Consider the following 18,185-nt stretch of genomic DNA (forward strand, 5'->3'; position numbering starts at 1 on the left):
AATCAGATTTAACATGAAAAAATGTGCATCTTACATCATCTTTACGCTATTGCTGGCCGCAATAGCGTGTGCCTGTAGCGACAATATTGATGTTCGCCAAAGTTATGAATTCGAGGTTACTTACTTGCCTGTGCAAAAAAAACTGAAAGTCGGAGAGGTAGCGGAGATCAGGTGTCAATTGCTGCGTTCGGGTTACTATGAAGAGGCTGAATATTACCTCCGTTTCTTCCAAAGTGAAGGGGCAGGCTCTTTGCGGATAGGTAATAACGAACCTTTCCTGCCCAATGACACTTACCTGCTGCCCAGTGATACATTCCGCCTGTATTACACTTCCGAATCGGAAGAGCAGGCGGTCATCGACTTGTTTTTTTTCGATTCATTCGGAAATGAATATCCATTATCATTCCAATTTAATACTGATTCAAGCAAGGAAGAAGAGCTATGACAACGATGATGGTAATTTCGTATATAGTTACATGGATAAATATTATTTATTCATGGCTGATTGCCCCGAATGAGGAAGAATCTTCTGATTATCTGTAATTTTTAAAGTTTGTACAGCCAATTTTCTTTGAAGTTTTCTAAAAATTTGAGAAGTCTCCGATGTGATATCGGAGGCTTTTTATGATAATGTATTCACTTCACTTTTTTCTTACCACATTATAGATACCCTTCTGTCCGGTTTGGATAACTTCATACTTATCCAGTTTCTCATAGATAGCTCCTAACGTTTTACATCCGTAGCGTCCAGTTTTGAATTTCGGCTTTATCTTTTTCATTGCCATACCGATTTGTGAGAGGGTTACCTCTTCCTTTCCGTCGGCTGCCGATTCGTATGCCTTATCGAACAGATCGGCTTCCTTTTGAAGCAATACGGCAGGGGTATCTCCTTTTTCCGCTTTGGGATTCTTCTCCGGTTCTCGGTCGGAATAGATGAATTTTTTGCAGGAATTGATAAAAGCAATCGGGGTTTTGCTCTCTCCATAACCGATTACGCTTACCCCTTCCTCCCGAATGCGCTGAGCCAATGGTGTGTAATCGCTGTCACTCGATACGATGAAAAATACATCTATATTTTTTGAATTTAACAAGTCCATTGCATCAATCACAAACACAATGTCAGTAGTGTTCTTTCCTTTTATATAAGGCAGGGCTTCAATTAAGCGGTAAGAAAATTCCCTTGCCGGCTCTTTCCAACTCGAAAGCGTTGTTTTACTCCAGTCCCCGTAAATTCTTTTGACAATCACTTCCCCGTAGCCGGATGCCAGCTCCGTTATATCATTCAGTTTAGCCGAAGAAGCATTGTCTCCATCTATCAGGATGGCTACTCTTTTTGCCGAATTATCTTTCAGGGATTTGTCTTTTTTCATTCCTCTACCGTATTGTTGTTTGTATCCGCCATTTTCTCATGTTCTAAAATTCTCTCCTCACATACCTCTTTCGTTATATCCCGCAATAACTCCACTTTGGTAATTAGGGCTTCAACATCTTCTCTGTTTACTCCAAAATTGGGATTATAACGAGCCTGCACATAGGCATCGTCTAAAAGCTGGAACAGACGTTGCTCTTCGTCCGTATCACGGGGAAAGGCTTTCCCGACCTCTAGGGTATGCCGTTTAGCATAACCTGATATTTTGAAAAGATTATGCTCTTTGGGAGAATAAAGGGAAAAAGTTAAGGTTACCGCAAAATATAGATTTTCAACTGCTTGATGAAGATAAAAAGATGCTTGTTTGTAATCTTCTCTATTGAACGCATTATAAACATCTGCCAAAAAGCTATTTGCCCTTTTAAACCTCTCATCAAAATACTGGCGGGATAAATCTCTTATTTCTTCATAGTTCAGGGTGCGGGGTTCAGATAGCTTTTGCCTGCCGCTATTGTAAAGCAGTACACCTTCTTTACTAATATCGGTATAAAAATAATACCCTTTCCTTATAGCTTTGTTGAAATATTCAAACGTCTCCTGAATAAATTGTATAGGGGTAGTCATCGAATGATGCCTGCCCTGATAAAAGTTTTCCTCTACACGATTCAGTTTACGCGTAACAGTAAATCCACTTTCCTTACCGGAAGTCAGCACCAAAATATCATAATCACTCATAAAATAAGTGCGAACACCATATTCTGTACGTTGGTCGTAATCTACATAGTCATTACGGGCATAGCTCCCAAAAAGGATAATCATCTCACAATCATCACCCAACAGTTCACAAATGCCATGAATAATGGTACGTAGTTCTTCCTGTTTTTTTTCGGGTAAAAATGATATGGATGTTTTCATGTAAAATTTTTATTTGTTTTCAAAGGTAATAAAGTTACGGAAAGAATTACAAATCAAAAACAATTTCATTTTTTCATTCTATGCGAAAACTGAAATTGTTAAAATCAATTTTCAATAATGATAAATTTTGTATAGTTTTGTGAAAACAACAGCGACTTATGAAAAAAATATTACTTGCCCTGTTATCTTTAACAGTAGCTTTTTCTTCTGTTTGTGCACAAGATTCCTACGAAACATTCGATGGTGATATAATAAAAAAAGGTGATGTCATTAAAATTGGCATTTTATCCTCACGTCATGCTCCGTACATATTTATAAGAGAGATAGTGAATAAGGGAGGAAAAGAAGAGTTTGTAAATATAAGAGAGAATCTGGCTTATACGGATTTGCAGGTTAGAGAAATTATTCATCAGGTAAATAGTTCGTATTTTGGCAGTAAAAACACGGTTATAAGGACTTACAGTCCTAAACTTGGTAAAGAATACCTTGTCGGGATAGACTTTGCAATATCTCGGGGAGAGATTATCAGCCGTTATGTAGACCATTCGAAGGACAAAGCTGTTTTTCTCAGCGATGACCTTCTTCTGGCCGCTTGCATTCGTGTAAACGAAATAAGCATTGACGACCGGATAATCCTTCTTTTCATCAAACTGAAAGATTGGGAATTATACAATAAATGCAGTAAAGATGAATTCGAATTTCATGCTGTAAAAGACGAATACCGACAAATGCTGGAAAACATGGCAAATAGTTTCGATTTCACAGCTACTTATTACATCAAAAACAGCTTGGAAATAGGGAAGTATGATTTCGCGAAGAATGCTTTTCCCTTAACTTATATACACGATACCAAAATGAATTTCCACAAATACGGCGACTATGAATTTATCGTTACCAATCCCTCATTCGGCAAGTTTATGCCTGTGGCTCCAGATGAAGCCCGCAAAAGCAACAAACGCCGCATAGGTATGGATAAACACGGATATGTAAGCACTTTGGCTTACGGACGCATCTATTTCAAACTTTTGGATAAAAAGATGGAATTGCCCAAAGAAAAATTTAAACTGTTCGATATTGAAAAAATGTATCGCCATAAGATTGTCGGAGTTCAACTTACCAAAATAGAAGTTTACGACTACCAACATTGCGATTATAACTTAATCGGCAGTGTTGAGTAGAATATTATAACAATTAATCCTCATAGAAAAGCATCTCGTATTAGTCTTTGACTAATACATATTCTCTATGTACATAACCCACTTTATTGTTGGATTTTACTCTTACTTTTATCCAATCACCTCTCATTGCCAGAAAAACGACTTCCTGCATATAAAAAAGCTTATGTACAACAGGATAATTAATTCCCGGCCCGCTTCTTAAATTCAGAGTTTCTGTATTTATAACAAGAGTTTTGTTATAATATTCGGAGAATATGTCATCGGGAACATCATCTGTCTTATTATTAGATACAGAAGGATATATGTAATTTTTATCAGACCGGTTTGTTCCTGATGACTTGTTACTTTTAGATGATTTGTAATTATTATAGTAATTATTACTCCCCGAACTTTTATTATAACTACTTTTTGAAGGACGGCTACTTCCGGAACAAACTCCACACGAACCCCCATTATTACAATGTGCACATTTGCTACAATTCCGGCATGCTGTACAATAAGCCGAACCTGTACATCTGGCTTCGGAATCTGAGCCTTCGCTACAAGATAATAACTTCTCGGATTCCTGTCCATACATCATAAAAGGAATAAAAAAGATAAAGAATATAATACACAAAGGCCTCAAGATTTTCATATGTCAATGGTGTTAAGTATTGTGCAAATGTAATAATTATTTTGGCTTTAGCTATTTAATGGATATAATCTTCGCAGATTGGTTTTTGCTTCTTTTCTTTCGCTCAGGCTCACGAAAAAGAAGCGGGCAGAAATTTTCTGCCCGGAAAGTTACTTTGAATTTTGAGAAGATTTGAAATCGGGGAAGACATACCAACTGTCCTTATACAGATGACCTATCAGATTAAAAACTCCCGTTTCTCCGCACTTGTCGGCAAACAGCTTGGCTTCAGATATACTCTTGAACTCGCCTAATTTCTTAAATCCTACAAATAGTTTATACATATCCTTGTTATTTTTATGTTTCTCTACTTCCGCCTGTAAAATAGCATAGGCTTCATTATAATTCTTCCTTTTCTGTTCCAATTTGCCGTTGGCTTTGAGTAACTGTTCGTCTGTTTCTATATTGAAAAACAAATCGTTGTGTGTCATATAGTCAATATAATTCGTTATTTTCCTTTCGACTTTGGTTATCTGCACCTTTGCCGATGCGATTTTTGAGAGCAGGAAGTCAAAACCTGTTTGTAAACCAGTTCGTTTGTCGTAGGCGCAGTGATATACCTCTATTTTCTTGCGTGGGTACTTGCAGACAAGTTTTGCTCTGCGCCATTCGATAATCCACCGCCAGCGGTCTACCATCTCACGAGGGAGGTCTATCTTGTGTAATATCTCCCTGTGTCCGTCTTGGTGTCGTATTTCAAAAGTGATATATACCCAATGCTCAATCTTCAATTCCCGTTCAGCTTTTGCCAAATCTTTGGCATATTGCATCCAATCGTCCGGTATTTCCTGTGCCATATTAATATAGATTAATTGTTACTACTGCTTTATGCTGCTAACCGTTTTTGAATAAGTGGAATATTTTTGTTTACGAGTTTCAATATCCTGTCGTGGTATTCCGTATTCTCATTACATAGTCCTCTACATTGTAATACTTTGAGTTCAGACAAGGATAGTTCAATGGTTTCAAGCCGTTTGTCTTCGGTATAGGCAGAAAGGATAAGGCTGTCGGGTTTCAGGTGGTAGTTATTGGTGAATACGCAATGATGCAGCATATCTCCTTCTTGCATAATCTCGTCTACACTCTCCAATACCCGAATGTGGATAAGTCCGTCCGTAAATTCGATACCGAAGAATCGGGATTTCAGTTCTTGGAATAACTTTTCGTTTTCCAATGCTTTCCTGCGTTGTTCTTCCTTGTGTTGTTGTCGGTAGACTTCACGTTTTTTATCCACATATTTATCATGTTCTTTCTTTAGGTTCTTCAGGCAGATATATTTGGCATTATGCAAGTCTTTACCGAAGAAACGGAGCAAGTCTATATAATCGCACCATTCATTTACATTGTTAATGGCATAGCCGTTTCTAAGGCAGATACGGATAGATGCCCAATAGTCGTTCATATCTTTTCGGGTATTATAGGCGAAGTATCGGAAGAGTTCTGTTTGTCCTGTTTTGAGCAGGGTTTCGGCTTTACTGTTGCCTATTAGAAAGCTAAACACATCAAAGGGCGTAAGGTCAAAGAACTGCTTGTTATATCCGCTTCTTTGTACTTCGGGAATAAGTTTCTGACGGGGATAAACTTCTGTCGGGGTTATATTATATAATGACCTTTCGGGACGGATTTCAAGGTTGCTCCACCAATTCCAATCCTGCCGACAGAATCCCATCGGACGGAGTTTAGCCATAGTAGCATATTTACCGTTGGGAGCAATCCAACGTTGTACGACTTCCATATTAAAATATCGGGGTGCTTCTCCTTTTTTCATTTTGCACTCTACATACACAAAGCGTAAAACTTGAAAGCCCTCACAGGCGGTAACAATGCAGAGGTATTCGTAATCTAAGAATGTACGTTTACGTGTTTCTATTACCCTTAGTTTGGTTTTGCAGTTGGGGCAAGTACAATGTTCTGTCTTTTTTTCTTTGTCTGTCCATGAATGGTTACATTCCAAACAAGTGATAAGACCTTTTGAGGTCTTCTGTCCGATATGCTCGATACAATTCTTGTATGCCCATTTGATTTGAACATCACTTATCTTCGGTAGCTTTTTACTTGCTGCTACTATTTGTTTCTGAAATTTAGTTCTTGGTTTCATGGCTGTACTATTTAAAAGTCAAATAAATTGGGTTGGTTATTTAAAGCTACTTGCTTGGCTTTCTTCTTGGGCTGCATCATACGGTTATAGGCATCGTTATGTGCTTTTTGTATAGCTTCCCTGCGGGCTTCTTCCTTTTCTTCTTCGGTCAGTTCCACTACATGATTGACTACGATGTGGCTATTATTCATAGGATTGCCTATTTCGATAGTATCTTCATCGTAGTAATGAACTGCCATTGAATAGACTTCGAGGTCGGTAAAGCCCATGCAACCGCTTTTTTGAACGGTGTTGAGAATATATGTAATACAGTCGTCAATGTTCTTGTCGGGTTTAGCGAATGATTCGGCAAACAGGGCATCCGTTTCGGCTCGTTGCTCCAAATAGTTCAGTATGGTTCTTGTGAAAATATGGGTTGCTTTCATGTTCTTGTTTTTTTTAGTTGTTTAGGTTCAATACATTCTCTAATTCTTCTCTCTTAGCTTTGGAAAATATCCAGCCTGCCTGCTTTTCGTTGTTGTGTGTCAATCGGGGATTGAATTTTCCTCCCATAGCTTTAAGCAAATCTTTGATTGCTTTGGTATCTCCAAACAGGGCGATGGCTTTCTCGGAATAATCTACTATCTCGAAATATAATTTTGTCATGGCTCTAATGATTAAATAAATAAAAGGATTAATGATGTGATAATGGCGATAGACAGCAGGGACAGGATAAGCCGAATGATAAAGCCTACCAATCGGAATACAAGGCAGATACCCCAATAACAGAGGATAAGTCCTGCAACCGCCGATGCACTGATACTGACCTGCGAAACAAGCCACAGACACAAGACTACAACCGCAACCCTCAAACCCAATTTTATGATGAGTCCGGAGGCGAGGGAGTTTTGTTTCAATATGTTTTTTTCGTTTTTCATAATTATGACATTTTTTTTCATGCGTCATCCATCGGTATCGGTCGTTTTTGTTTCGTAAGAGCAACACGAGGTATTGTGGCTTCACTATAAGGCATATTTTTCACGGTAAATACGCTCGCACGAAGAATGAGGGGAAGAGGAAGATTTCCGGGAAAACCCTTTAGGGCAATAGGATATGCCGTTGTGAAACACTATCATACCTTTGCTCTGATGAACAAACGACCGAAGCACCGGATTGACAGCAGCCTGTTGTGGAATGATTATAGAGAAAAACGAAAAAGACATCGTTAGAAAATGGGATAGTAGAAATATATGCTATCGCAGCATATTTATTATGTGTAGAATATTTATATCAAGTGTACACCAACCGGATGTGCTCTTGGTTTATTATCCGAGACTGTTTCCTGAAATGACGTAAAACGGAATGTAGAGGAAAGTGTCGCAGGATTTAATAATAGCCGAAAGATTTAAGAAAATAGTTTCCCTCTTAACCGATTCATTTCCTATTTTTGTAAGTATGGATAAACCGGTTACCATAGAAATATTCAAGGCCGAAACCAATATAGAATTGGCATTACCGATAGCGGACGAAGGCATTAAGGCAGGATTTCCGAGTCCTGCTCAAGACTTCATGGATTTGGCTATCGACCTGAATAAAGAGTTGGTAAAGCATCCCGCCGCTACATTTTATGGCCGGGTAAAAGGCGACAGCATGATCGATGCCGGTATTTATGACGGAGACATCCTGATTATCGACAAATCGCTCGATCCCCGTGATGGAGATATGGCAGTCTGCTATATCGACGGAGAATTTACCATCAAGCATATCAAAATAGAGAAAGATGTCATTTGGCTGATTCCTGCCAATGAACAATATAAACCGATTAAAGTAACCGAAGACAACGATTTCCTGATCTGGGGAATCGTAACTTATTCGATAAAAAAGCAAAGATAAAAACCTTAATTTAGTATTTCAATGTTTAAAAACTGGTTTGGAAAAAAGAAAAATAAAGAAGAGCCTGCATCAACAGATAAATATACCATCAATAAAGGAGAAAATATCCCGGCTCAAAAAAAGAGTAATAGCTTATATAAAGTTGTTAGGGATATATCTGATAATTTATCTCAAAAACTGGAATCATCGACAATTCCGCTTTGGATAGGACAGCTATATATGCATTATTGGAATAAAAATACTTTAGAGGATTTGAATAATCCTGAATGGCAGAATCAAGGTATGTTCTTTTGGAGAATAGAAGAGCCCTTTCCTAATAAATCCCTGCCTCCATCTTTCGAATTGATGGATAAACGGATATTTAGGATTACACATGAAGTCCATATTTTTCAAGGAACGGCAATGCCTTGGTTCGGCATGCCCGGAGGTGGATTGAAGATGGGATTCGGAGATCAAAATACGCCTATTCCTATAAAAGAAATGCAGAATAAGGATATTATTGAATATATAGAATTGGTAGAGCTATCAGAAGAAAATACAGATATACTATACGACCGTGAACGTTATACATTAATAGCAGGTGGGAATATTACATATGAGGATAATACCTTTTATCTGGATGGTGCACCTGTCTCTTTGTCTACAGCATATAGTGCAGGTGTAATACATGTCGGTAAAGTTGTATACTATTAAATAATCAAAATGTACGCCCTATGCGACTGCAATAACTTCTTTGTTTCCTGCGAGCGGGTATTCAATCCCTCGCTGAACAATCGCCCTGTCGTTGTACTGAGCAACAATGACGGATGTGTTATTGCCCGTAGCAACGAAGCCAAAGCATTGGGTATAAAAATGGCTGTGCCTTTCTTCCAAATTAAGGATTTGGTAAAGAAACACGATATAGCGATCTACTCGACCAACTTCACGTTGTACGGCGATATGTCGGCAAGGGTAATGGCAGTTCTATCGGGGCTTGTTCCCGACATGGGGATTTATTCTGTGGATGAAGCATTCCTGAATCTGTCGGGCATCAATGATTTGGATGCTTATAGCAGGCATATAATAGATACAACAACCAAATGCACGGGTATCCCCGTATCTCTCGGAGTTGCCCCGACTAAGACATTAGCTAAAATTGCCAATCATTTTGCCAAGAAATACAAAGGCTACAAACAAGTTTGTATCATCGAATCGGAAGAAAAACGGATAAAAGCCCTGCAAAAAACAGCAATAGGCGAAGTATGGGGTATCGGACGAAATTATGCCCGCACATTGGAATACCACAGTATAAAAACCGCCTACGACTTTACTCAAAAAAGCCGTTCGTGGGTAAGACGTAAGATGTCTGTCATCGGGGAGCGCACCTGGATGGAGTTACAGGGAATACCCTGTATAGGAAAGGACGACCTTGAAACGGAAAAGCAACAGATATGCACTTCCCGAAGTTTCGGACAACCTATAACCGAATACAACAATCTGTTGGAAGCGGTAGCCTCTTTAGCTTCTCTATGCGTCAGCAAACTGAGGAAACAAAAATCTGTAACAAAAGGAGTTTATATATTCCTGCAAACCAATCGCTTCAAGGATGAAGTGTATAAACCGTCAAAGATTATCTCCTTATCATTTTACACAGCTGATATAGCGGAGATAATCGGCTATTGCCGCAAAGCCCTTGATTCCATCTATATGCCGGACATGGAATATAAACGCGCAGGAGTAGTATTAGCGGATATAATACCGGAGGAATATTCAACGGCAGATTTGTTCGACCCCATTGACAGAGAAAAACAAAAACGGCTGAATGAGGCATTGGACGAGATAGCCAAAAAGAACGGCAGGGAAGCCGTGAAAGTCGCTGTTCAGGGAAACGGTTACAAGGCAAACATCCGGCAGGAGCATTTATCCCGGCGATTTACCACTAATCTGAATGAGATAATTGAAATAAAAGCATAGGGTATATTTGCAATACATAAAATGATTTTATCTTTGCCTGAATTTCAAAATAAACGAAAAACGATATGAAAAATTTAGTAGAGAATTTGAATCAATTATTTGCAGACTTCGCAAAAGATGCAGCTTCACAAGTAGAAACCGGAAACAAAGCGGCAGGAGCCCGTGCCCGTAAAACGTCTTTGGCAATCGAGAAAGCTTTGAAGGAATTCAGAAAAGTGTCTGTTGAAGAAGGAAAGAAATAAATTCCGATATTGCATAAAAAAAGAAATAGTCCGAGAGCTTTTCCCGGACTATTTTATTAGATTTCAAATCAGCTGATTCTTCGTTTTTTCCTATTATAGGTCTTAGCCAAATTATCCATATCCGAACTTAGTTTTTTATCTACAATCCGGGCATAAATCTGTGTTGTTCTTATGTCTGTGTGCCCAAGCATTTTCGATACTGTTTCAATAGGCACTCCATTCGCTAAAGTAACAGTCGTTCCGAATGTATGGCGGGCCACATGACAGGTTACCGGCTTATCGATCCCGCAGATTGCAGCAATCTCCTTCAAATATTCATTCATCTTTTGGTTGGAACACACTGGGAATAGTCGTCCGTCTTTTTGCTTTCCTTTATACTTCTCGATGATCGCAAGAGGTATTTCAAGCAAGCGGATATTGGATGGTACATTGGTTTTCTGACGATTGGTCATAACCCATTGATGGCCATCGAAAGCCGTTTTTATATTATCCTCTGTCAATTGAGCCACATCAATATAGCTTAAGCCCGTATAGCACATAAAAATGAAAATATCCCGAATATGGCGGAGCCTTTCTGTCAGGAAATCTTTCCGGTAAATCGTATCAATTTCCTCTTGTGTAAGGACCTCCCGAATCACTTTCTTGGTCTTGAACCTGAAACCGACAAAGGGATCTATCTTGATATCCGCTCCGGTACTTTTAATATAGTTGAATACGGTCCTGAAACGTTGAACGAACTTCAATGCTGTATTATTGCTGCAATTGTGATCGTTTTGGAGATATAAAAAGAATTTCTCTATAAATACAGGGGTCAGTTCCATGACAGGAATATCCGTCAGATGGTATTCCTTTTTAAGGAACTCATGTAAGCGTGTTTTAGTCAATTCATACCTTCCATAAGTTATTTGAGAAGTATCTCGTCCGACTTTTAACAAGTAGAACTCATTGTGCTCTGCAAAATGTTTCAACAACATTTTCTTTTTATCCGTCTCAATGCCTAATACAATATTCTTGATCTTCTCGGGCAATACATATCCGTATTCATTAAGTTGTTTGTGATAAATCTCTGTGATCCTTACCTTTAAAGCTTCCAAAATTCGGTTTGTTTTGATGATTTCCTGTGAACGACCGATACATTTTCCTGCTTTGCTGTCCCACAGGACAGGATCAACCATTGTCCGTGTATTGAACTGTGCACGTTCTCCACTAATAGTTATGCGTGCCATAACGGGAGTTAATCCGTTTTCATCTGCCCTCGTTTTACGCAGATAGAATAAAACTGTGAATGTAGCTTTCATAATCTTCTCATTTTTTGTTTGTAAAACTATAATTTTAACACAAAAACATGGAAGACATTTTGCTGCCAATTTACGACAAATAAGCACTTTAGCTTTCAATTCGGTACCATAAACCAAATGATATAAATTGGTACCTGTTTGGGTACCGAATCAGTGTCTTATGGTTGCTATATCCTGTCGCTTCTTGTCTATTGAGGGGAATAAAAAAACTCCCTAAATTCATCATTTAGAGAGTTTTGTCTTATTTTGTCAGATTCTTGTCTGTTAGTTTCTGACCTTCCAGTGATCCCGAAGCGATTCGAACGCTTGACCCACAGCTTAGAAGGCTGTTGCTCTATCCAGCTGAGCTACGGGACCATCTTTATTTGCTTTTAGCGAGTGCAAAGATAGCATATTTTGTAAAAAGAAAAAGACTTTAGCCCAAAACTTTCACATCATCATACACAAAACTTTCACATAAGACCATTCAACCCCCTGTCCAGGAAGCGATTAAAATCCAATTCAAAGTTTGTCGTAAATATATCTTTACCCAAATGAACTCTAATCTCATCGACTGTCCAAAAGCGTCCATCGGATAATTCCTCCCTATTCAACACGAAGTCTCCATCATAAATTGTATAGAAACAATAACTCAACTCACGCTCTGTATCTGTTTCTATAATATATTTTGTAATATAGTGCGGAGCTATATCGAACAAGCCCAACTCCTCTCCTGCTTCGCGTAAAGCTGCCTGCTCAGCTGTCTCATCCAGATCGATATGTCCTGCAACTGACGAATCCCAGCGATTTGGCTGTACATCCTTTTGCGCAGAGCGCTTTTGAAGATACAGTTCTCCCTTCGAATTGAAAATATGAAGATGGATAACCGGATGCAACAATTTGGAACCATTGTGGCAAACACTACGCGGAGCCTGTCCTGTGACAACTCCGTCTTCATCTACCAATGGGAATATTTCTTCAAGCATTCTGTCTTATAACTATTTAAGTAAAAGACTCCCGGAGCGGCCTTTCCTAAATACCATTGTATCGTTGCGGATGCCCTTTCTTAGCGTCTTTTGTTGTTCTTCGGGCAAAGATATAACATCCTTGCAAGTATCACAGCAGCAACCGTTCATTTTCTCTGCACACTCGTCACATTGTATAAACAACAGATGACAACTGTCATTTCTGCAATTAGTATGTGTATCACACGCTTTCCCGCACTGGTGGCAATGTGCTATAACATCATCTGTAATGCGTTCCCCTAAGCGATTATCAAACACAAAGTTCTTCCCTATAAACTTCGATTCTAATCCTTCTGCTTTCACCTGACGGGCATACTCTATAATACCGCCCTCAAGCTGATAGACATTCTTAAAACCCTGATGTTTGAAATATGCACTGGCTTTCTCGCAACGGATACCACCTGTACAATACATCAGCAGATTTTTCCCTTCTTTATACTCTTGCAATTGCTCATTTATAATAGGTAACGACTGGCGAAATGTATCCACATCGGGCGTTATAGCTCCCTCGAAATGCCCGATCTCGCTTTCATAGTGGTTTCGCATATCTATTACAATCGTATCGGGATCATCCATCATACGATTAAATGCTGCCGCCCGAAGATGTGTGCCAATAGCTGTTACATCAAATGTATCATCGTTTAGCCCATCAGCCACAATCTTATCCCTTACTTTAATTTTCAGTTTCAAAAACGACTTATTATCCTGCTCCCTCGCAATATTCAACCTAATATCTTTCAAGAACGGAATAGTATCGAGATAATGCTTGAAGGTATCAAAATTATTTGCAGGCAGTGACAACTGGGCATTAATCCCCTCGTGAGCCACATAAATACGCCCCAACACATCCAATTCGTTCCACCGGATAAAGAGATCATCTCTGAACTGTTGCGGATCTGCAATATGTGCATAAGCATAAAAAGACAGTGTCAGCCGTTGAAGACCAGCTTCATCTATTAGTCGTGCTCTTTCATCTGCACTCAATTTATTATATAATTGCATCTTATATAAGTAATTTAGAATAGTTATAAATAGAATGCAAAGATATTATACAAAGCCCTCCTAGCCTGCGTTTCTTCTATTGATAGTATTGATATATCATAGATAGCATCATCGTTATAATCCTCGATATAGACAACTCTTTGCATGAAATATTTTAACTAAAAAGTAATGAATGTAACAGATTTACTTGTTTTAAAATTCTATTACTTTTTATCCTTTACCACTAAATACAATACCCAGATTTTAACTAAAATGTAACGAATGTAATGAAACAACGTTCGACAGAGCGAAGCGGAGTCAATTTGCATTGTTTTACTCTTTATTACTTAATAGATTTGATACTACAATATCCAGTTGGATATCATTCAATTATATCGCTTTTATGGTAATTCTTTTAAAGAAAATTTGTAAAACTAAAAAGTCAAGATGACTTCAATATTTAAACTACCAATCAAACAATTCTTTAGATATATAAATCAATTATGGAGTTAAGAATTCATAAGTTTTTTCTTGGACACTGTCTCTTTTATTTTTTAGTTATTCTCCTTATGCTATTGGATACTTTCGATATTTTCAACAAAATCCAGTTTGATCAGTTCCCATTCTTTGTCTTTAAGACAGATCGGATCTATTTCTTCATCGGCAAGGGAAAAGTCCGTGAAGTTGGCAATGATCTCCTCCCTGTTATGTGTATATTCATAACGGGCAGCATGGATAGCCAGTATCTCTTCAATCGTATAGCTGTTCAATAACTCATGCAGGTCCCAGAAATCCTTTTTCCGTCCTTTCCTGGATATTACATCTACTTTCATACCGATAACATCTTCCAGGCTGGCAAGGCGTATTCTGTCAATAATATCACAGGCATCGGTCATTTCATCGCGGTAATACATATCCAGTTTTATATGGTCTTCTTCGGAAGCTCCTACATAATAAGACCTGCCCATACCTACAATATTGGTTATATCAGTACAATAATAATAGTTGTAATTATCTCTTAAATAGGATTCAAAAACAGAAAAGTCCAATGAACCGTATGTCGCATTTGTAAACAAATCAATATCCACCGACATACGATGCCCGAGCCGGAGGCTTAAGGAAGTTCCTCCGACAAGATAAAACGGATCGAATACGGAACTACCCATCAGGTCTTCAAGGATACTTCTTAATTGTGGTGTTACTGTTTCGTAATGTAATGGCATCGGTTCTATTTATTTGTTAATCATGATTGGCAGGAATAGCATGTTTGTTTTGAAGCTTGTAATTATCTGCTTCGCCCGGTTTTAAGTTATAATATCGTATTATTTCTTTCTGCTCCTCTTCGTTTCCTCTTTCAAGTACGCGGGTAATAACAGCCTTCTTGTATTTTCCCCAGTTTATCTTGTCAAAATCCGTATCCCAGAAGAGTGACCGGCGTATATGTGGAGGTGAAGTATATTGCTTGTTATATTCTTTATCCTTGTATTGCTTTATCTCATAAAAGGCTTGCAGGATAGAAAGGAAACCTTCCTCATATCCCATTATTTTCTCTATGCTCAAAGCCTGCTGAGTAGTCAGGTTTCTTCTTCCGGCAATAATGGCATTGATGGTTTGGTATTGAATGCTCGTATCTTCCGCCAATGCCCGCTGGCTAAGATGCATTTTCTTCAAGTCCCTTTCAATCAGCTTCCCGGGATGAATACCTTTTAATATGTGAATGCGGGTTGTCATATAATGTACTTAATAGATTTACAAAGATAAGAAAAAGTAAACAAATGTGTTTATGTTAAGGTAAGATTATATAGTATTAACAATCCGGTATCACATCTCTTATCCCTTTGGCAAAAATAATTCGTGTTTCTTACCCGCTGTCCATGCCCCAGCCTAACGGTTTTGAAGGAAATTTTGCTTTCTTAGCTAAATTTTCCTCAAAAGACAGGACAGCGAGGAAACACTGATTTGGTAGGCCAAAGGGACTTAGTATACGAAACCGAAACGATGACGCATATAGAATGAATAAAAGTAAGCGACAAATATCTTTGAAATAGAGTAAGGGCTTACTTTTTATTGCAATCATTTTATGAATAAACACAGGATTATCATCAATAGGCTTTAGGGACTAAAGCTGCTCTTCCTCTACGAATCTACATAAAAATCTCCTGGTTTTCTGATAATCCCTTCGGACTGCATATCTCCGACATATCCCTCTATTATCCAAACACAAGCCATCCTTTCTTTTATACTCTGATTGTTCCGATTCTTCCTAGCCTAAAAGCAATAAAACCGACTTTTCATTTACGACAAATACCGTCAAACCCAGATATATATCGTCACCAACCTGAATTTCAGTAAATTACCTTAAAACTATTCTATTTTTGAAGCGATAAACTCATTTTTCACTTTAAAAACAGATTGTTATGGCAGAAGAGGACACCCGCGCCGACACTAAAGGCAAAGCCGTCTTTAACGACCAGCTGCACGATATCCTCTTAGTCATGGATATGGAAGAAATGACTCTAAAAGCAGTAAAGGACATTGACAAGAACGGGAAGATGCAAATCACCGATGCAGAGAAAGGGATGAACAACAACTTCCTTAATATCGATCAGAACGGGAATCTGGTAGATAATTTCCTCAAAAACTTTTACCGGCAGGCCAAAGACCCGACCCGCTTCCAATTCTTTAAAGTTCCGGTAAACAAATTAAAAGAAACAGTACAATCCCTGAAAGAACTCTTTAAAGCCGATCCATCTTCCAAATCAAAGAAAGTGGCTGAACAGTACAAGGTCGATCCCGAAGAAGGCATTCAAAAGAAACAGGATGAAAAACCTGGAATTACTAACCAAAACGAAAATTCAATGGCAAAAGCAACAACAGAAAACGCCCCTACCCAGCAGGGGCCACGCACCCGCTTCAATGAGGCGATGATCAACTGGGACGAACTCGGAAAACTCGGTATCTCCAAGGAATACCTGCAGGAAAAGAATATGCTGGATGGTATGCTTCGCGGGTACAAGTCGCGCGAAACAGTACCCATCAACCTGAATGTCGGCTCAGCCGTTATCAAGACCGATGCCCGTTTGTCTTTTCAACAATCCAAGGCAGGGCCTGTAGTGATGGCTATCCACGGTATCCGTAAAGAACCCGAACTGGATAGACCGTATTTCGGACATATCTTTTCCGAAGAGGATAAAAAGAATTTAAAGGAATCAGGTAATATGGGACGTGTCGTTCCACTGCAAACACGTAATGGGGAATATGCACCTTCCTTTATCAGCATCGATAAACTAACCAATGAAGTTGTTGGGTTGCGTGTGGAGAATATCAATATTCCCAATGAAATCAAAGACGTAAAATTGACTGAGCAGGAGAAAGAAAACCTCAAGGAAGGTAAAGCCGTATATATCGAAGGCATGAAATCCGCCAGCGGCAAAGAGTTTGATGCGCATATACAAATCAATGCCGAGAAACGAGGTATCGAATTTATCTTTCAGGATAACAAACTGTTCAACAGCCAGTCTATCGGTGGCGTGGAACTGACGACCAAACAGGTGGCGGACCTGAATATGGGCAAAGCCATCTTTGTGGAAGATATGACCCGCAAAGACGGGGAAAAGTTTTCCTCCTTTGTCAAACTCGATGAAGGCAGCGGACGCCCTAACTATACACGTTACAATCCCGATTCATCCGAAGGCAGCCGGGAGATCTATGTCCCCAAGGAAATGCATGGCGTACAACTCACCCCACAGGACAGGGGTGATCTGCGTCAGGGTAAACCTGTATTCCTTGAAAATATGGTTAACCGCAAGGGGGAAGAATTCTCCTCCTTTGTCAAACTCGACCTGGAAACCGGAAAACCCAGCTACTCCAAAACACCTGACGGCTTTACGGAGCGTCAGGAATTCAGGATACCCGCGGAACTATGGGGCGTTAGCCTGTCTGCAACCCAGCTGCCAGGGCTGCAGGACGGGAAAGCCGTGCTCGTGGAAAATATGACCGGCTTTAACGGGCAGAAATTCTCCAATTACGTCAAAGTCAACCAAAACCAGGGCAGGCTGGATTATTACGAGCAGAACCCCGACAGGAACAAGAAAGCAGAGAAATCTGATGTTGTTGCCAAACAAAACCAGAAAGAAGAGAAAAAACAGGATAAAAAGCAAAGTGGCAAACAGGAGAACAAGCCTAAAAGAGGTAAGGGTATCAGCTAATACCTTCCTATGTTTCCATAGTATAAATCATTAATGACGATCAAATAAGTATGACAAAAACAGATAATGAAAACAAGCCTTTCGATATTTCAGCTATTAACTGGGAAGAACTGGCTCAGATAGGTATCCACAAGGAAAAGCTGGAGGAAAGCGGGGAACTGGAGACTTTACTAAGCGGAGAAGAAACAGGTATTATACCCCTTCAATTGGTACTACTCGGTATGGATGTGGATATGGATGCCACACTCCAGCTGGTGGAAGGAACGGATTCCCCTATACTGGAAATAAAAGGGATTAAACCTGTATCCCTGAATTAACCATCTACTCTTTATTCATTAAACACTAACCCTTTTGCCGTTTCCCCACTTCCGGGGAGGCGGCTTATAACCCAAAC

At 39.2% G+C, this 18,185-nt stretch carries 20 protein-coding genes, 1 tRNA gene and 2 pseudogenes; 9 read left to right on the top strand and 14 right to left on the bottom strand.

Annotation, left to right across the window (positions count from 1 at the left end):
• Positions 1 to 13 precede the first annotated feature (13 nt).
• Complete coding sequence (locus M2448_RS08600; RefSeq protein ID WP_280645614.1) at positions 14 to 445, top strand: TraQ conjugal transfer family protein; 432 nt, start codon at positions 14 to 16, stop codon at positions 443 to 445.
• A 196-nt stretch (positions 446 to 641) separates the two neighbouring features.
• Here M2448_RS08600 and M2448_RS08605 read toward each other — a convergent pair whose 3' ends face one another.
• Positions 642 to 1,370, bottom strand: a complete 729-nt coding sequence (locus tag M2448_RS08605) for an NYN domain-containing protein (protein ID WP_280645613.1) — start codon at positions 1,368 to 1,370, stop codon at positions 642 to 644.
• Complete coding sequence (locus M2448_RS08610; RefSeq protein ID WP_280645612.1) at positions 1,367 to 2,284, bottom strand: HEPN domain-containing protein; 918 nt, start codon at positions 2,282 to 2,284, stop codon at positions 1,367 to 1,369. The genes M2448_RS08605 and M2448_RS08610 overlap by 4 nt, the downstream gene beginning before the upstream one ends.
• Positions 2,285 to 2,442: 158 nt before the next feature.
• Here M2448_RS08610 and M2448_RS08615 point away from each other — a divergent pair, with 158 nt between their 5' ends.
• Positions 2,443 to 3,462, top strand: a complete 1,020-nt coding sequence (locus M2448_RS08615; RefSeq protein ID WP_280645611.1) for a DUF4852 domain-containing protein — start codon at positions 2,443 to 2,445, stop codon at positions 3,460 to 3,462.
• Between the two features lie 40 nt (positions 3,463 to 3,502).
• Here the strand turns inward: M2448_RS08615 and M2448_RS08620 are convergent, their stop codons facing one another.
• The 6 genes and pseudogenes from M2448_RS08620 to M2448_RS08645 all read right to left on the bottom strand — a co-directional run bounded on the left by M2448_RS08620 (position 3,503) and on the right by M2448_RS08645 (position 7,150).
• Positions 3,503 to 4,096, bottom strand: coding sequence for an SH3 domain-containing protein (locus tag M2448_RS08620; protein WP_280645610.1), 594 nt, complete (start codon positions 4,094 to 4,096; stop codon positions 3,503 to 3,505).
• 149 nt (positions 4,097 to 4,245) lie between these two features.
• Complete coding sequence (locus tag M2448_RS08625) at positions 4,246 to 4,932, bottom strand: hypothetical protein (RefSeq protein ID WP_280645609.1); 687 nt, start codon at positions 4,930 to 4,932, stop codon at positions 4,246 to 4,248.
• Between the two features lie 29 nt (positions 4,933 to 4,961).
• Complete coding sequence (locus M2448_RS08630) at positions 4,962 to 6,233, bottom strand: PcfJ domain-containing protein (RefSeq protein ID WP_280645608.1); 1,272 nt, start codon at positions 6,231 to 6,233, stop codon at positions 4,962 to 4,964.
• A gap of 11 nt (positions 6,234 to 6,244) precedes the next feature.
• Entirely contained in the window at positions 6,245 to 6,658 is a 414-nt protein-coding gene (locus tag M2448_RS08635) for a PcfK-like family protein (protein ID WP_280645607.1), read from the bottom strand.
• Positions 6,659 to 6,671: 13 nt separating this feature from the next.
• Positions 6,672 to 6,863: pseudogene (locus M2448_RS08640) on the bottom strand (fusion protein); the annotation flags it as partial.
• Between the two features lie 26 nt (positions 6,864 to 6,889).
• Positions 6,890 to 7,150: a hypothetical protein gene (locus tag M2448_RS08645; RefSeq protein WP_280645606.1), complete on the bottom strand. Its 261-nt coding sequence runs from the start codon at positions 7,148 to 7,150 to the stop codon at positions 6,890 to 6,892.
• A 517-nt stretch (positions 7,151 to 7,667) separates the two neighbouring features.
• Between M2448_RS08645 and umuD the strand changes: the two genes are divergently transcribed.
• The 4 genes from umuD to M2448_RS08665 all read left to right on the top strand — a co-directional run bounded on the left by umuD (position 7,668) and on the right by M2448_RS08665 (position 10,300).
• Positions 7,668 to 8,105, top strand: coding sequence for a translesion error-prone DNA polymerase V autoproteolytic subunit (gene umuD, locus M2448_RS08650; RefSeq protein ID WP_280645605.1), 438 nt, complete (start codon positions 7,668 to 7,670; stop codon positions 8,103 to 8,105).
• A gap of 21 nt (positions 8,106 to 8,126) precedes the next feature.
• The gene (locus tag M2448_RS08655; protein WP_280645604.1) at positions 8,127 to 8,798 is read left to right on the top strand and encodes a glycohydrolase toxin TNT-related protein; all 672 of its coding nucleotides are present in this window, start codon (positions 8,127 to 8,129) and stop codon (positions 8,796 to 8,798) included.
• Positions 8,799 to 8,807: 9 nt separating this feature from the next.
• Positions 8,808 to 10,058 (top strand): Y-family DNA polymerase, encoded by a 1,251-nt coding sequence (locus tag M2448_RS08660; protein WP_280645603.1) that lies wholly within the window; start codon positions 8,808 to 8,810, stop codon positions 10,056 to 10,058.
• 65 nt (positions 10,059 to 10,123) lie between these two features.
• The gene (locus tag M2448_RS08665) at positions 10,124 to 10,300 is read left to right on the top strand and encodes a histone H1 (protein ID WP_280645602.1); all 177 of its coding nucleotides are present in this window, start codon (positions 10,124 to 10,126) and stop codon (positions 10,298 to 10,300) included.
• A 68-nt stretch (positions 10,301 to 10,368) separates the two neighbouring features.
• Here the strand turns inward: M2448_RS08665 and M2448_RS08670 are convergent, their stop codons facing one another.
• The 4 genes from M2448_RS08670 to M2448_RS08685 all read right to left on the bottom strand — a co-directional run bounded on the left by M2448_RS08670 (position 10,369) and on the right by M2448_RS08685 (position 13,604).
• The gene (locus tag M2448_RS08670; RefSeq protein WP_280645601.1) at positions 10,369 to 11,598 is read right to left on the bottom strand and encodes a site-specific integrase; all 1,230 of its coding nucleotides are present in this window, start codon (positions 11,596 to 11,598) and stop codon (positions 10,369 to 10,371) included.
• Between the two features lie 283 nt (positions 11,599 to 11,881).
• A tRNA-Arg gene (locus tag M2448_RS08675) sits at positions 11,882 to 11,955 on the bottom strand.
• Between the two features lie 95 nt (positions 11,956 to 12,050).
• Positions 12,051 to 12,563 carry an NUDIX domain-containing protein gene (locus M2448_RS08680; RefSeq protein ID WP_280645600.1) on the bottom strand — a complete coding sequence of 171 codons (513 nt, stop codon included), beginning with the start codon at positions 12,561 to 12,563 and terminating at the stop codon, positions 12,051 to 12,053.
• Between the two features lie 12 nt (positions 12,564 to 12,575).
• Positions 12,576 to 13,604, bottom strand: coding sequence for a rhodanese-related sulfurtransferase (locus M2448_RS08685; protein ID WP_280645599.1), 1,029 nt, complete (start codon positions 13,602 to 13,604; stop codon positions 12,576 to 12,578).
• 322 nt (positions 13,605 to 13,926) lie between these two features.
• Here M2448_RS08685 and M2448_RS08690 point away from each other — a divergent pair.
• Positions 13,927 to 14,034: pseudogene (locus M2448_RS08690) on the top strand (IS5/IS1182 family transposase); the annotation flags it as partial.
• A 121-nt stretch (positions 14,035 to 14,155) separates the two neighbouring features.
• On the opposite strand, the gene M2448_RS08695 reads toward M2448_RS08690, so the two are convergent.
• Together M2448_RS08695 and M2448_RS08700 are read right to left on the bottom strand one after the other, a co-directional pair.
• Complete coding sequence (locus tag M2448_RS08695) at positions 14,156 to 14,806, bottom strand: nucleotidyl transferase AbiEii/AbiGii toxin family protein (protein ID WP_280645598.1); 651 nt, start codon at positions 14,804 to 14,806, stop codon at positions 14,156 to 14,158.
• A 16-nt stretch (positions 14,807 to 14,822) separates the two neighbouring features.
• On the bottom strand, positions 14,823 to 15,314 hold the full coding sequence (locus M2448_RS08700; RefSeq protein WP_280645597.1) for a HigA family addiction module antitoxin: 492 nt from the start codon (positions 15,312 to 15,314) through the stop codon (positions 14,823 to 14,825).
• Between the two features lie 686 nt (positions 15,315 to 16,000).
• Here M2448_RS08700 and M2448_RS08705 point away from each other — a divergent pair.
• Entirely contained in the window at positions 16,001 to 17,791 is a 1,791-nt protein-coding gene (locus tag M2448_RS08705) for a DUF3945 domain-containing protein (RefSeq protein ID WP_280645596.1), read from the top strand.
• A gap of 50 nt (positions 17,792 to 17,841) precedes the next feature.
• Positions 17,842 to 18,108 (top strand): DUF4099 domain-containing protein, encoded by a 267-nt coding sequence (locus M2448_RS08710; protein WP_280645595.1) that lies wholly within the window; start codon positions 17,842 to 17,844, stop codon positions 18,106 to 18,108.
• The last annotated feature ends 77 nt before the right edge of the window (positions 18,109 to 18,185 follow it).

This window comes from Dysgonomonas sp. PF1-14 (genome assembly GCF_029892965.1).
Classification (GTDB): Bacteria; Bacteroidota; Bacteroidia; order Bacteroidales; family Dysgonomonadaceae; genus Dysgonomonas.

Excerpts from the sequence above, each read along its gene's own strand:
- M2448_RS08665 (WP_280645602.1), top strand. The coding sequence starts at position 10,124 with ATGAAAAATTTAGTAGAGAATTTGAATCAATTATTTGCAGACTTCGCA.
- M2448_RS08630 (WP_280645608.1), bottom strand. The coding sequence starts at position 6,233 with ATGAAACCAAGAACTAAATTTCAGAAACAAATAGTAGCAGCAAGTAAA.
- M2448_RS08705 (WP_280645596.1), top strand. The coding sequence starts at position 16,001 with ATGGCAGAAGAGGACACCCGCGCCGACACTAAAGGCAAAGCCGTCTTT.
- M2448_RS08635 (WP_280645607.1), bottom strand. The coding sequence starts at position 6,658 with ATGAAAGCAACCCATATTTTCACAAGAACCATACTGAACTATTTGGAG.
- M2448_RS08605 (WP_280645613.1), bottom strand. The coding sequence starts at position 1,370 with ATGAAAAAAGACAAATCCCTGAAAGATAATTCGGCAAAAAGAGTAGCC.
- M2448_RS08685 (WP_280645599.1), bottom strand. The coding sequence starts at position 13,604 with ATGCAATTATATAATAAATTGAGTGCAGATGAAAGAGCACGACTAATA.
- M2448_RS08645 (WP_280645606.1), bottom strand. The coding sequence starts at position 7,150 with ATGAAAAACGAAAAAAACATATTGAAACAAAACTCCCTCGCCTCCGGA.
- M2448_RS08660 (WP_280645603.1), top strand. The coding sequence starts at position 8,808 with ATGTACGCCCTATGCGACTGCAATAACTTCTTTGTTTCCTGCGAGCGG.
- M2448_RS08625 (WP_280645609.1), bottom strand. The coding sequence starts at position 4,932 with ATGGCACAGGAAATACCGGACGATTGGATGCAATATGCCAAAGATTTG.
- M2448_RS08700 (WP_280645597.1), bottom strand. The coding sequence starts at position 15,314 with ATGACAACCCGCATTCACATATTAAAAGGTATTCATCCCGGGAAGCTG.
- M2448_RS08670 (WP_280645601.1), bottom strand. The coding sequence starts at position 11,598 with ATGAAAGCTACATTCACAGTTTTATTCTATCTGCGTAAAACGAGGGCA.
- M2448_RS08620 (WP_280645610.1), bottom strand. The coding sequence starts at position 4,096 with ATGAAAATCTTGAGGCCTTTGTGTATTATATTCTTTATCTTTTTTATT.
- M2448_RS08610 (WP_280645612.1), bottom strand. The coding sequence starts at position 2,284 with ATGAAAACATCCATATCATTTTTACCCGAAAAAAAACAGGAAGAACTA.
- M2448_RS08695 (WP_280645598.1), bottom strand. The coding sequence starts at position 14,806 with ATGCCATTACATTACGAAACAGTAACACCACAATTAAGAAGTATCCTT.
- M2448_RS08655 (WP_280645604.1), top strand. The coding sequence starts at position 8,127 with ATGTTTAAAAACTGGTTTGGAAAAAAGAAAAATAAAGAAGAGCCTGCA.
- M2448_RS08600 (WP_280645614.1), top strand. The coding sequence starts at position 14 with ATGAAAAAATGTGCATCTTACATCATCTTTACGCTATTGCTGGCCGCA.
- M2448_RS08710 (WP_280645595.1), top strand. The coding sequence starts at position 17,842 with ATGACAAAAACAGATAATGAAAACAAGCCTTTCGATATTTCAGCTATT.
- umuD (WP_280645605.1), top strand. The coding sequence starts at position 7,668 with ATGGATAAACCGGTTACCATAGAAATATTCAAGGCCGAAACCAATATA.
- M2448_RS08615 (WP_280645611.1), top strand. The coding sequence starts at position 2,443 with ATGAAAAAAATATTACTTGCCCTGTTATCTTTAACAGTAGCTTTTTCT.
- M2448_RS08680 (WP_280645600.1), bottom strand. The coding sequence starts at position 12,563 with ATGCTTGAAGAAATATTCCCATTGGTAGATGAAGACGGAGTTGTCACA.